This is a genomic window from Mycobacterium sp. URHB0044 (assembly GCF_000620625.1).
Classification (GTDB): domain Bacteria; phylum Actinomycetota; class Actinomycetes; order Mycobacteriales; family Mycobacteriaceae; genus Mycobacterium.
Genome location: NZ_JIAW01000031.1, coordinates 21,116 through 34,555, shown reverse-complemented (window position 1 = coordinate 34,555; position 13,440 = coordinate 21,116). Strand labels below are relative to the sequence as shown.

10 protein-coding genes are annotated in these 13,440 nt (G+C 67.3%); 8 read left to right on the top strand and 2 right to left on the bottom strand.

Going from position 1 to position 13,440, the window contains the following annotated elements; all coding sequences use genetic code 11:
• Positions 1-48: 48 nt before the first annotated feature.
• The 5 genes from N536_RS0134775 (at position 49) to N536_RS0134755 (ending at position 5,316) form a co-directional block, all read left to right on the top strand.
• The gene (locus N536_RS0134775) at positions 49-714 is read left to right on the top strand and encodes a GNAT family N-acetyltransferase (RefSeq protein ID WP_029117833.1); all 666 of its coding nucleotides are present in this window, start codon (positions 49-51) and stop codon (positions 712-714) included.
• Between the two features lie 12 nt (positions 715-726).
• Complete coding sequence (locus tag N536_RS0134770; protein WP_029117832.1) at positions 727-1,482, top strand: 3'(2'),5'-bisphosphate nucleotidase CysQ; 756 nt, start codon at positions 727-729, stop codon at positions 1,480-1,482.
• Between the two features lie 94 nt (positions 1,483-1,576).
• Positions 1,577-2,815: a cysteine--1-D-myo-inosityl 2-amino-2-deoxy-alpha-D-glucopyranoside ligase gene (gene mshC / locus N536_RS0134765; RefSeq protein WP_029117831.1), complete on the top strand. Its 1,239-nt coding sequence runs from the start codon at positions 1,577-1,579 to the stop codon at positions 2,813-2,815.
• A gap of 34 nt (positions 2,816-2,849) precedes the next feature.
• Positions 2,850-4,283: a DUF1254 domain-containing protein gene (locus N536_RS0134760; RefSeq protein WP_029117830.1), complete on the top strand. Its 1,434-nt coding sequence runs from the start codon at positions 2,850-2,852 to the stop codon at positions 4,281-4,283.
• A 52-nt stretch (positions 4,284-4,335) separates the two neighbouring features.
• Positions 4,336-5,316, top strand: a complete 981-nt coding sequence (locus N536_RS0134755; RefSeq protein WP_029117829.1) for an acyl-ACP desaturase — start codon at positions 4,336-4,338, stop codon at positions 5,314-5,316.
• Here the strand turns inward: N536_RS0134755 and N536_RS0134750 are convergent.
• A complete protein-coding gene (locus tag N536_RS0134750; RefSeq protein ID WP_036438716.1) occupies positions 5,306-6,169 on the bottom strand; it encodes a PAC2 family protein in 864 nt (287 codons plus the stop codon). The two genes, N536_RS0134755 and N536_RS0134750, sit on opposite strands and share 11 nt — an antisense overlap.
• A gap of 291 nt (positions 6,170-6,460) precedes the next feature.
• On the opposite strand from N536_RS0134750, the gene metH reads away from it, so the two are divergent.
• Complete coding sequence (gene metH / locus N536_RS0134745; RefSeq protein ID WP_029117827.1) at positions 6,461-10,210, top strand: methionine synthase; 3,750 nt, start codon at positions 6,461-6,463, stop codon at positions 10,208-10,210.
• Between the two features lie 50 nt (positions 10,211-10,260).
• On the opposite strand, the gene N536_RS0134740 is transcribed toward metH, so the two are convergent.
• Positions 10,261-11,064 carry an NAD(P)H-binding protein gene (locus N536_RS0134740; protein ID WP_029117826.1) on the bottom strand — a complete coding sequence of 268 codons (804 nt, stop codon included), beginning with the start codon at positions 11,062-11,064 and terminating at the stop codon, positions 10,261-10,263.
• 74 nt (positions 11,065-11,138) lie between these two features.
• On the opposite strand from N536_RS0134740, the gene N536_RS0134735 reads away from it, so the two are divergent.
• Both N536_RS0134735 and N536_RS0134730 read left to right on the top strand, forming a co-directional pair.
• Entirely contained in the window at positions 11,139-11,822 is a 684-nt protein-coding gene (locus N536_RS0134735) for an HAD family phosphatase (protein WP_029117825.1), read from the top strand.
• 100 nt (positions 11,823-11,922) lie between these two features.
• The gene (locus N536_RS0134730) at positions 11,923-13,422 is read left to right on the top strand and encodes a sugar porter family MFS transporter (RefSeq protein ID WP_029117824.1); all 1,500 of its coding nucleotides are present in this window, start codon (positions 11,923-11,925) and stop codon (positions 13,420-13,422) included.
• Positions 13,423-13,440 lie beyond the last annotated feature (18 nt).

Here is a 13,440-nt window from a genome sequence, read left to right as displayed (position 1 = left end):
GGCTCGGGACCCGCTCGGCTGCAACCGGCGTGTTCTACGCTCGTCGTCATGACCGACCACGATCGGGCCACCGCCCGCCGCGAGATCACCGATGCCCTGCAGAAGGCGCTCGACCGCAGGCACGAGGTGCTCGACGTGATCGTCGAGGCCGACGACAGGGCCGCAGCGGTCAAGGCCATCTCGACCCTGCTCGACACGTCGCACCTGGGCGGCGAGGCCGTCATGGCCATGTCGTTCGCCCAGCTCACGCGTGATGCCCGACGCAGGATCGCCGACGAGCTCGAGGACCTCAACAAGCAACTCAGCTTCACGCTCGGGGAGCGCCCGGCCAGCTTGGGCGACAGCCTGAGCCTGCGGATCTTCTCCCAAGACGCCGACCGGGACATCTTCGCCGCCCGCACCAGCGACGTCGGCGCAAAGGGTGACGGCTCCGGAGCGCCTGCGGGCGCCCTCGAGGACGAGATCGACGCCGCGGTCGGGCGGGTATCGGCCGAAGAGGCGGTGTGGTTCGTCGCCGAGGAGGGTTCGCAGAAGGTCGGCATGGTGTTCGGCGAACTCGTCGGCGGCGAGGTCAACGTCCGGATCTGGATCCACCCCGAACACCGCCACCGCGGCTTCGGCACGGCCGCCCTGCGCCGGGCCCGATCGGAGATGGCGGCCTACTTCCCGGCCGTGCCGATGGTCGTCCGTGCACCCGGTGCCACGCCCGAATAGTGACGTCGAGAATTGAATGACGCGGCGCTGGCCGCGCAGCTGGCTCGCGAAGCGGGTGAGTTGCTGCTGGCGGTGCGCGAGGAGGTCGGTTACTCCGACCCCTACGACCTCGGGGACGCCGGCGACAGGCGGGCCAACACGCTGATCCTGGACCGGCTGAAGGAAGAGCGCCCGGACGACGCGGTGTTGTCCGAGGAGGCCGCCGACGACCTGTCCCGGGTGCGTGCCGACCGGGTGTGGATCGTCGATCCGGTGGACGGCACCCGGGAGTTCTCGTTGCGCGGCCACGACGACTGGGCCGTGCACATCGCCCTGTGGCAGCGCAGCGGCGGCGTCCACGGCGGGATCACCGACGCCGCCGTCGGGCTACCCGCCGTCGACGAGGTGTACCGCACCGACACGGTCACGCCACCGCCGCCGCGCACGCCGGGACCCATCCGCATCGCGGCCAGTGCCAACCGGCCGCCGAACGTGGTGTGGTGGCTTCGCGACGTGCTCGACGTCGAGCTGGTCGGTATCGGCTCGGCGGGCGCCAAGGCGATGGCCGTGGTGCGGGGCGACGTCGACGCCTATGTCCATGCCGGCGGGCAGTGGGAATGGGATTCGGCGGCGCCATCCGCCGTCGTACAGGCGGCCGGGCTGCACGCCTCGCGCCTGGACGGATCGCCGTTGATCTACAACCGGCCCGACCCGTACCTCCCCGACTTCGTGATGTGCCGGCAGGAACTGTCCGACACGCTGCTCGGCGCCATCCGCTCGCTGTACTGAAGGGGCGGGAATGTAATCGCGCTCGCCGTTGTCCCATGACTGGATGACGCACCATCAGGAGGACGTTCTGAGCGCACACCCTAGAGTCGAGGCCATGCAATCGTGGCCGGCGCCGTCAGTCCCCGAGCTCTCCGGGCGCGGTCCACAGTTGCGGCTCTACGACAGCGCCGACCAGCAGATCCGGCCCGTGTCGGCGGGCGAGACCGCCACCATGTACGTCTGTGGCATCACGCCGTATGACGCCACGCATCTCGGGCACGCCGCGACCTACCTGACGTTCGACCTGATCCACCGCCTGTGGCTGGACTCCGGGCACACCGTGCACTACGTGCAGAACATCACCGACGTCGACGACCCGCTGTTCGAGCGCGCCAATCGCGACGGGCTGGGCTGGCGCGAGCTCGGCGACCGCGAGACGCAACTCTTCCGTGAGGACATGACCGCGCTGCGGGTGCTGCCTCCGCACGACTACGTCGCGGCCACCGAGGCCATCGCCGAGGTGGTGGAACTCGTCGAGAAGCTGTTGGCGTCGGGCGCGGCCTACGTCATCGACGACGCCGAGTATCCGGACGTCTACTTCCGCGCAGACGCCACACCGCAGTTCGGCTATGAGTCGGGCTACGACCGCGAGACCATGCTGCGGTTGTTCGGCGAGCGCGGCGGCGACCCGCAGCGTGCCGGCAAGGGCGACGAACTCGACGCGCTGCTGTGGCTTGCGCAGCGGCCCGGCGAGCCCAGCTGGCCGTCCCCGTTCGGTCCCGGCCGGCCCGGCTGGCACGTGGAGTGTGCGGCGATCGCGCTGACGCGAATCGGCACCGGCCTGGACATCCAGGGCGGTGGCAGCGACCTGATCTTCCCGCATCACGAATTCTCCGCCGCGCACGCCGAATCCGTCACGGGGGAGCGCCGATTCGCCAGGCACTACGTGCACGCAGGCATGATCGGCTGGGACGGCCACAAGATGAGCAAGAGCCGTGGCAACCTCGTCCTGGTATCCCGGCTACGCGCCGACGGCGTCGATCCGTCCGCGATCCGGCTGGGCCTGCTCGCCGGGCACTACCGATCCGACCGGTCGTGGAGTGACGAGGTGCTGACCGATGCACTGACTCGTCTCGAGCGGTGGCGCACCGCGACGGCGCTGCCCGCGGGCCCCGCCGCCGACGACGTGATTGCGCGGGTGCGGCAGTACCTTGCCGACGATCTCGATACCCCGAAAGCCCTTGCCGCACTGGATGGTTGGACCACCGATGCGTTGGAGTACGGCGGCCATGACGCCGACGCCCCACTCGCCGTTGCGGCGGCCGTCGACGCGCTGCTCGGAGTAGCGCTGTAGAACTAGGGCCATGGGTTCTGGGAATGGGAACGTCATGGTCCGTCGGCTCGGAGTCCTGGTGGTGCTCGCGGCGATGCTGGCCGCGTGCTCCAAGGCCGGAGAGCCCGAGGTGGTGAGCTCCGCGCCGCCGCCGAGCCCAGTGGCGGTGACACCCGAGCAGGCCAGGGCCATCGCCAAGGAGGCCTACGTCTACGGCTTCCCGATCGTCGACAACTACCGCGTGCAGTATGCGTACTTCGTCAACAAGGAGAACCCGGAGTACAAGGGTGGTTGGAACCAGATCCACAACACGTCAAGGGTTTACACGCCCGAAGACACCGCGATCCAGACGCCCAACTCCGACACTCCCTATTCGGCCGTTGGCGCAGACCTGCGCGCCGAGCCACTGGTGCTCACCGTCCCGCCGATCGAACAGGACCGCTACTACTCGCTGCAGTTCGTCGACGGCTACACCTACAACGTGGACTACGTCGGCAGCCGGACCACCGGCAACGGCGGAGGCAAGTACCTGCTGGCAGGACCGAACTGGAAGGGAGCGCAGCCCGAGGGCGTCGACAAGGTCATCCGTAGCGACACCGATCTCGCCATGGTGCTGTACCGCACCCAGCTGTTCGGGCCCTCCGACATCGACAACGTCAAGAAGATCCAGGCCGGGTATCAGGTCACCCCGCTGTCGGTGTTCCTGAACCAGCCGGCGCCCACCGCGGCCCCGCCCATCGACTTCGTGCCGCCGCTGACACCCGACCAGCAGAAGACCTCGCCGCAGTTCTTCGAGATACTGAACTTCGCGCTGCGGTTCGCGCCGGTCCTGCCGCAGGAGAAGGCCATGCGGGACCGGTTCGCCACCATCGGGATCGGGCCGGACGGCTCATTCGACGCCGACAGGCTCAGCCCCGAGATGCGCACCGCGGTCGAAGGGGGCATGGCCGACGCCTGGGCGGAGTTCGACGCCTTCAAGAAGGACAAGGTCGACACCGGGCAGGTGGGCGCCGCCGACTTCTTCGGTGACGCCCGCTATCTGAACGGCAACTACCTCTACCGGATGGCCGGTGCCGTCTTGGGCATCTACGGCAACAGCAAGGACGAGGCCATCTACCCCAGTACCTCGTTCGACTCCACGGGCCAGCCGCTGACCGGAGCCAACACCTACACCTACCGCTTCGCGTCGGGTCAGCTGCCGCCGGTCAACGCGTTCTGGTCGCTGACGATGTACGAGCTGCCGCAGAGCCTGCTGGTCAAGAACCCCATGAACCGCTACCTGATCAACTCGCCAATGCTGTCCAGCCTGATCAAGGATCCCGACGGCGGCATCACCCTCTACGTGCAGAAGGAGTCGCCCGGCGCAGACCGGGAGGCCAACTGGCTGCCTGCTCCCGAGGGGCCCTTCCAGCTGGTGCTGAGGCTGTACTGGCCGAAGCCCGATGCGCTCAACGGCGACTGGAAGGCACCGAAGCCGGTGAAGGCGTAGCCAGCCCTGCCTCCCTGGTTCCGGCCTCGACCTGCTGTAGCGTGCGCCCTCAATGGCGAAACCACTGACTGACCTGCAGCTCCTTCGCGAGCTCGAACCCGTCGCCGAGGCGGGGATGAATCAGCATCTGGTCTCGACGAAGAACTGGAATCCGCACGACTACGTGCCATGGTCCGAAGGCCGCAGCTACGGCGCCGGTGACGGCGGCTGGACGCCGGACCAGTCCCGGCTCTCCGAGTTGGCCAGGATCGCGATGATCACCAACCTGCTCACCGAGGACAACCTGCCGTCGTATCACCGGGCGATCGCCGAGCACTTCAGCCTCGACGACGCCTGGGGCGCGTGGGTCGATCGGTGGACCGTCGAGGAGAACCGGCACGGCATCGCGCTGCGCGACTACCTGGTGGTCACCCGCGCCGTCGACCCGTACGCCTTGGAGCAGGCCAGGCTCGAGCAGGTGACCGCCGGCTTCAGCCCCGGCCAGCGGGGGCAGGGTTCGGTCCGGCCCGAGTCGATGCTCGACGCCCTGGTGTACGTCACGTTCCAGGAACTGGCCACCCGGGTGTCGCACCGCAACACCGGAAGGGCCTGCGACGAGCACATCGCCGACCAGCTGTTGCGGCGCGTCGCGGCCGACGAGAACCTGCACATGATCTTCTACCGCGGGGTGGCCGCCGCCGCCCTGGACATCGCGCCCGATCAAGCCATGCACTCGATCTGCCGGATCCTGGTGAACTTCCAGATGCCGGGCTTCTCGATCCCGAACTTCCGCCGCAACGCCGTCAAGATCGCCGTCGGCGGCATCTACGACCTGCGCCAGCATCTGGACGACGTCGTGCTCCCGGTGCTGCGCAAGTGGCGGATCTTCGAACGCGACGACTTCACCGGCGACGGGCTGCGAGCGCGCGACGAACTTCTGGCGTTCATCGAACGCATGGAAGTCGAAGCGGCGAAGTTCGAGGAATCGAAGGCCCGCTACCTCGAACGCGGTGCCGCACGAGCGGAACGCGCCGCGGCCCGCTTCAGCCCCTGAACCCGGGACCCCTGCGGCGTAGGTAGCGTTCGAACTCCGCGGCCAAGGCGTCGCCGTCGATCTTGCCGATCGCTTCGCTCATGTCGACCTCGGCATCGCCGCGTTCCTCGAGGGATTGCACGTACTCGGCGATCTCGTCGTCCTCGCCCGTCATCTCGGTGACCGCCTGCTCCCACTCCTCGGCCTGGGTCGGCAGATCGGCGAGCGGCACCTCGATGTCGAGCACGTCCTCGACGCGGCGCAGCAACGCGACGGTGGCCTTCGGGTTCGGCGGCTGCGACACGTAGTGCGGGACCGCGGCCCAGAACGTCACCGCCGGGATGCCCGCGGCAACGCAGGCGTCCTGGAACACCCCTGCGATGCCCGTCGGCCCCTCGTAGCGGGTCTGCTCCAGCCCGAAGAACTTGGCCGACTCGGGGGAGTACGCGGCCCCGGAGACCGGAACGGGCCGGGTGTGCGGCGTGTCGGCCAGCAGCGCCCCGAGAATCACCACGGTGTCCACGCTGAGCTTGTCGGCGATCGCCAGCAGCTCCGCGCAGAACGTCCGCCAGCGCATGTTGGGCTCCACGCCGTGCATCAGCACGATGTCGCGGTCGCTGCCGGGCGGACGGCAGTGCGATATCCGCATCGAAGGCCACACCAGCTCACGGGTGACGCCGTCGATCTGACGGATCACCGGGCGGTTCACCTGGTAGTCGTAATAGGACTCGTCGTCGATCTCGACGATGGTTTCGGCCTCCCAGATGGCGTCGAGGTGCTCGAGCGCGTCACTAGCGGCGTCACCAGCGTCGTTCCAGCCCTCGAAGGCCGCCACGACGATCGTGTCGTGCAGTTTGGGCAGGTCTGTCACCAGGCCAGCGTAAGCCCTGCGTGGTACCCGCGAGTGGCATCGCCACACGGGTCCCCGTTCCTGGGATTGTTGCGCTCGAAATACGTTCGACGGCAATCTCGTTAACGTTGTTAAATACATTGGCGACGCGATCCGCGGGCTGTCGTTCGAGGGCCGGGGACCGCCACGCGGGTCGGCCGCAGGCTGGCGTCCAGACGTCCATCGGGTGACGACGTAGACTTTTCTGGTCGAGAGGCGTTGCAACGGTTACTTGGGTAGCCGCCACGCTCGGCGGAGTTAAGGACGCCTTCCGCCATGGAAGGAGTGCACGTGAGCTCGTTTGAGCCGAACATCCGCCCCGACTGCACCGACGAACTGACGGCTGCCCTGCGCGAGCGGATCCTGGTGATCGACGGCGCGATGGGCACGGCGATCCAGCGGGACCGGCCGGACGAGGCCGGTTATCGCGGCGACCGGTTCAGGGAGTGGCCGACCGCTCTGCAGGGCAACAACGACCTGCTCACCCTGACGCAACCGCAGATCATCTCCGGCATTCACCGCGAGTACCTCGAGGCGGGCGCCGACATCCTGGAGACCAACACGTTCAACGCGAACGCGGTTTCGCTGTCGGACTACGGCATGCACGAGCTGGCCTACGAACTGAACTACGCAGGCGCGGCCCTGGCCCGCAAGGTCGCGGACGAGTTCAGCACGCCGGAGAAGCCCCGCTACGTGGCCGGTGCGCTGGGGCCGACGACGCGGACCGCCTCGATCTCGCCGGACGTCAACGACCCGGGAGCCCGCAACGTCTCCTACGACCAGCTGGTCAGCGCCTACCTGGATGCCGCCAACGGCCTCGTCGACGGCGGCGCCGACCTCCTCATCGTCGAGACGATCTTCGATTCGCTGAACGCCAAGGCGGCGGTGTTCGCCATCGAGACGTTGTTCGAGGAGCGCGGCCGCCGCTGGCCGCTGATCATCTCGGGCACCATCACCGATGCGTCAGGTCGGACGTTGTCAGGTCAGGTCACCGAAGCGTTCTGGAACGCGATCCGGCACGCGAAGCCGCTCGCGGTCGGCCTCAACTGCGCGCTCGGCGCGCCGGAGATGAGGCCCTACATCGCCGAGGTGGCGCGCATCGCGGACACCTTCGTCTCCTGCTACCCGAACGCCGGCCTGCCCAACGCCTTCGGCGAGTACGACGAGTCCCCGGAGGCGCAGGCGGGCTACCTCGCCGAGTTCGCCGAGGCCGGCTTGGTCAACCTGGTCGGCGGGTGCTGCGGAACGGCGCCGCCGCACATCGCCGAGATCGCGAAGGTCGTCGAGGGCAAGCCGCCGCGCGAGCTGCCGGAAATCCCGGTGGCGACCCGGCTTTCGGGCCTGGAGCCGCTCAACATCACCAACGACTCCCTCTTCGTGAACATCGGTGAGCGCACCAACATCACCGGCTCCGCCCGGTTCCGCAACCTGATCAAGGCCGAGGACTACGACACCGCGCTGTCGGTCGCCCTGCAGCAGGTCGAGGTCGGTGCGCAGGTCATCGACATCAACATGGACGAGGGCATGATCGACGGCGTCGCCGCGATGGACCGGTTCACCAAGCTGATCGCGGCCGAGCCGGACATCAGCCGCGTCCCGGTGATGATCGACTCCTCCAAGTGGGAGGTCATCGAGGCGGGCCTGAAGAACGTGCAGGGCAAGCCGATCGTCAACTCGATCTCCATGAAGGAGGGCGAGGAGAAGTTCATCCGCGAGGCACGGCTGTGCCGCAAGTACGGCGCCGCCGTCGTCGTGATGGCCTTTGACGAGCAAGGCCAGGCGGACAACCTGGAGCGCCGCAAGGAGATCTGCGGTCGCGCCTACCGGATCCTGACCGAAGAGGTCGGCTTCCCGCCCGAGGACATCATCTTCGACCCGAACTGCTTTGCGCTGGCGACGGGTATCGAGGAGCACGCCACCTACGGCATCGACTTCATCGAGGCCTGCGCCTGGATCAAGGAGAACCTGCCAGGGGTGCACATCTCCGGCGGCATCTCGAACGTGTCGTTCTCGTTCCGGGGCAACAACCCGGTCCGCGAGGCGATCCACTCGGTGTTCCTGTTCCACGCCATCAAGGCGGGGCTGGACATGGGCATCGTCAACGCGGGTGCACTGGTGCCCTACGACTCGATCGACCCCGAACTGCGGGACCGCATCGAGGACGTCGTCCTGAACCGCCGCGAGGACGCGGCCGAACGGCTGCTGGAGATCGCCGAACGGTTCAACAGCTCCGAGAAACCCGATGACCCGCAGGCGGCCGAGTGGCGCAGCCTGCCGATCCGCGAGCGGATCACCCACGCCCTGGTCAAGGGCATCGACGCCCACGTCGACGCCGACACCGAGGAACTGCGGGCCGAGATCGAGGCTGCAGGCGGTCGCCCGATCGAGGTCATCGAGGGACCGCTGATGGACGGCATGAACGTCGTCGGTGACCTCTTCGGCGCGGGCAAGATGTTCCTGCCGCAGGTCGTGAAGTCGGCGCGGGTGATGAAGAAGGCCGTGGCGTATCTGCTGCCGTACATCGAGGCGGAGAAGGCGGAGTTGGGCACCACCGGCTCGAAGGACACCAACGGCACGATCATCATGGCGACCGTCAAGGGCGACGTCCACGACATCGGCAAGAACATCGTCGGGGTCGTCCTGCAGTGCAACAACTTCGAGGTCATCGACCTCGGTGTGATGGTGCCCGCTCAGAAGATCCTGGATGCGGCCAAGGAGCACGAGGCCGACATCATCGGGCTGTCCGGCCTGATCACCCCGTCGCTGGACGAGATGGTCAACTTTGCGGTCGAGATGGAGCGGCAGGGGCTGCAGATTCCGCTGTTGATCGGCGGCGCGACCACCTCGCGTGCGCACACGGCCGTCAAGGTGGCGCCGCGTCGCAGCGGTCCGGTGGTCTGGGTCAAGGACGCGTCCCGCTCGGTGCCGGTCGCGGCCGCGCTGCTCGACGACAAGCAGCGGCCGGCCCTGCTGGAGGCCACCGAGAAGGACTACGCATCGCTGCGCGAACGGCACGCCCAGAAGAACGAGCGGCCGATGCTGACGCTCGAGAAGGCCCGCGCCAACCGGACGCCGATCGAGTGGGACGGCTACGCGCCGCCGGTGCCAGCACAGGGTCTGGGCGTGCGGGAGTTCGAGGACTACGACATCGCCGAGCTGCGCGAGTACATCGACTGGCAGCCGTTCTTCAACGCCTGGGAGATGAAGGGACGCTTCCCCGACATCCTCAACAACCCGGTGTCGGGTGAGACCGCCCGCAAGTTGTACGAGGACGCCCAGGAGATGCTCGACACCCTGATCAAAGAGAAGTGGCTGACCGCCAACGGCGTGATCGGATTCTTCCCGGCGAACGCGGTCGGTGACGACATCGAGGTCTACACCGACGAGACCCGTACCGAGGTGCTGACCACGTTGCGCAACCTGCGCCAGCAGGGCGAGCACCGCGACGGCATCCCGAACCGGTCACTGGGTGACTTCGTCGCCCCAAAGGAAACGGGCCTGGAGGACTACGTCGGCGCGTTTGCCGTCACGGCCGGGCTCGGCAGCCAGGACAAGATCGTCGAGTTCAAGGCGGCCCACGACGACTACAACGCAATCCTGCTGGAGTCGCTCGCCGACCGGTTGGCGGAGGCGTTCGCCGAACGGATGCACCAGCGAGTCCGCAAGGAATTCTGGGGATATCAGCCCGACGAGCAACTGGACAACGAGGCGCTCATCGGTGAGAAGTACCGCGGCATCCGGCCCGCTCCTGGCTACCCCGCTTGCCCGGAGCACACCGAGAAGGCGACGCTTTGGGAGCTGATGGACGTCAAGGAGCGCACCGGCATCGAGCTGACCGAGTCGATGGCGATGTGGCCCGGCGCTGCCGTCAGCGGCTGGTACTTCTCGCATCCGCAGTCGCAGTACTTCGTGGTCGGCCGGATAGCCCAGGACCAGGTTGCCGATTACGCGAAGCGCAAGGGCTGGACCCTGGCCGAAGCCGAGCGCTGGCTGGCGCCCAACCTCGGCTACAACCCGGAGGACTGAGCACTACGGGGGAGCGCCCGAATATCAACGGCCCCAAGCCATTCCGCGAGTCAGCGGAACGCCTCGGCATTCGCAGCGGCCCACTCGGCGATCGACTGGGCCGGCGTACCGGTCAGCTCGGCGACCAGGTGGTTGGCCTGCTGCGGGGCGTCGACGCCCGCCTGCACCTGGTCGAGATACCAACTCGCGTAGTCACCCATGGCGGGCTGCAACAGCGCTTCGGCCTCGGCGCGGGTGCACTGCTCGAACGTCACGTCCACCCCGATGCCGACGCCGATCCGTTCGGCGATCGCGACCCGGCTCAGCGCCTCGGGGCCGGTGATCGAATACATCCGGCCGTGGTGCGACGAGTCGGGCTTGGCCAACAGCGTCGCGGCCACTCGTGCGATGTCGTCCATCGAGATCGGTGCCTCGAGCACCGTCGGATACGGATCGCGGACGGTGCGGGTGGCCTTGATCTGCTCGGCCCAGATGGTGAAGTTGTCGGCGAACTCGCCCGGCCCGAGTTGGGTATTGACCAGGCCCGACGCCGTGATGGCGTCAGCATGCTCCTGCCAGTGCGCTCCACCCGACAACGCGACGACGTACTGCACGTTCGCTTCCTTGGCGAGTTCCAGGGTGACGCTCAGCGTCGCAGGAAGCGGTGCCAGGTACATCGCCTCCACGCCGTCCAGCGCCGCAGGCAGTGACTCCGGGTTGCCGAGGTAACCGGTGACGACATTCACACCGTCGGGCAGGTTCGCCTTGGCGGGATTCGCCGTCAGGGCACGGATGTCGTTGGCTCCCAGGTGGATCAGGTGATCGACGATGCGGCGTCCGATGTTTCCAGTGGCGCCGGTCACGAGAATGGTCATGTCGCCAACCTAGCCGCGCGCACCGACGCCACGCCTATGTGACTGCGGCCCCCCGACCGTGCCAGAATCAACGCATGCGAGCGGTGCTGTGGGACATGGACGGCACCCTGGTCGACTCCGAAAAGCTCTGGGACGTCTCGATGCACGCCCTGTACGGGCGCCTCGGCGGCGTGCTCTCCCAAGAGGTGCGGGAGTCGACGGTCGGCGGTTCGTCGGACAGCGTGATGCAGATCGTCTACTCCGATCTGGGGCTGGAGCAGGACCCCGAGGCAATGGCCGAATCGGCGGACTGGCTGCACGCTCACACCGGTGACCTGTTCGAGGCCGGACTGCCTTGGCAGCCGGGTGCCCGCGAGCTGCTGGAGCGGCTCACCGCGGCAGGCGTTCCGCTGGCGCTGGTGACCAACACCCGGCGGGAGCTCGCCGAGCGCGCACTGAAGAGCATTGGCCACCATTACTTCTCGGTGACAGTGTGCGGGGACGAGGTGGTGCACCCGAAACCCGCACCCGACCCGTACGCGCGTGCCGCGGAGTTGCTGGGATTCGATCCGTCGCAATGTCTTGCGATCGAGGACTCCGTCACCGGCACGGCGTCGGCCGAGGCGGCCGGCTGTCCCGTTCTGGTGATACCGAATGACGTTGTGGTGCCCGACGGCCCGCGCCGCAGGCACGCGAATTCGCTGAGCGAACTCGACGTCGACGATCTTCGGGCGATCTTCGCCGCCATGGCCGACGAACGCGGCGAACAGACAGCCTGACAGCGGGTTTCCGGCGCTCCGGATACGGCTATATCTCCTCGGCGATTGTGCAATTGTGGTGTGACGGACATCACTCATCGCTTTTCGGGAAGGAACAGCCATGGCTGGTCAGGGCGGGCCCTCGGCAGGCGGCGAATTGCCGATCGCGGACGAGGAATTCTCGTCGGGGCGTACTGCCATTCGGATCGCCTCCGTCGCGGCTCTCGGTGGCCTCCTGTTCGGCTACGACAGTGCCGTCATCAACGGTGCTGTGGATTCGATTCAGCAGGACTTCGGCATCGGCGACGCAGAGCTCGGCTTCGCGGTGGCCTCGGCGCTCCTGGGTGCCGCGGCGGGCGCCATGAGCGCAGGCCGCATCGCCGACAAGATCGGTCGTATCTCCGTGATGAAGATCGCGGCGGCGTTCTTTCTGGTCAGCGCGTTCGGTACGGCCCTGGCCCCCAACGTCGCAACGGTGGTCGTCTTCCGCATCGTCGGCGGCATCGGCGTCGGCGTCGCATCGGTGATCGCGCCTGCCTACATCGCAGAAACGTCGCCGCCAGGAATCCGCGGCCGACTGGGCTCGCTGCAGCAGCTCGCGATCGTGTCCGGCATCTTCCTCTCCTTCGCCGTGAACTGGCTGCTGCAGTGGGCAGCCGGAGGCCCCAACGAACAACTGTGGCTCGGCTTGGACGCCTGGCGCTGGATGTTCCTCGTGATGGCGCTGCCTGCGCTGCTCTACGGCGGATTGGCCTTCACGATTCCCGAGTCACCGCGGTATCTCGTTGCCAGCCACAAGATTCCCGAGGCCCGGCGAGTGCTCAGCATGCTGCTCGGTGCCAAGAACCTGGAAATCACCATCACCCGCATTCGGGAGACGCTCGAGCGCGAGGACAAGCCGTCGTGGCGGGATCTGCGCAAACCCACCGGAGGCCTCTACGGCATCGTGTGGGTCGGCCTCGGACTGTCGATCTTCCAGCAATTCGTCGGCATCAACGTCATCTTCTACTACTCGAACGTGCTGTGGCAGGCAGTCGGATTCAGCGAGAACGAGTCGGCCGTCTACACCGTGATCACGTCGGTCATCAACGTCCTGACCACCCTGATCGCCATCGCGTTGATCGACAAGATCGGCCGCAAGCCGCTGCTGCTCATCGGATCGTCGGGGATGGCCGTGACGCTGCTCACGATGGCGGTCATCTTCGCCAACTCGGAACTGGCGCCCAACGCGGCGGGCGAGTTGGTGCCTACCCTGCCAGGAGCCTCCGGTGTGATCGCGTTGATCGCGGCGAATCTCTTCGTCGTGGCGTTCGGCATGTCCTGGGGTCCGGTGGTCTGGGTGCTGCTGGGCGAGATGTTCCCCAACCGCATCCGGGCGGCCGCGCTGGGCATCGCCGCTGCCGGGCAGTGGGCGGCCAACTGGCTGATCACCGTCACGTTCCCCGGCCTGCGTGAACACCTGGGCCTGGCATACGGGTTCTACGGTGTGTGCGCGGTGCTGTCGGGCCTGTTCGTCTGGAAGTGGGTCATGGAGACCAAGGGCGTGTCGCTGGAGGACATGCACGCCGAGGTGCTGCACGTCGACAAACCCGCCACGGCGAGTGGTGCTGCGGGGGGATAGGCCGGCGTGGCGACGAAA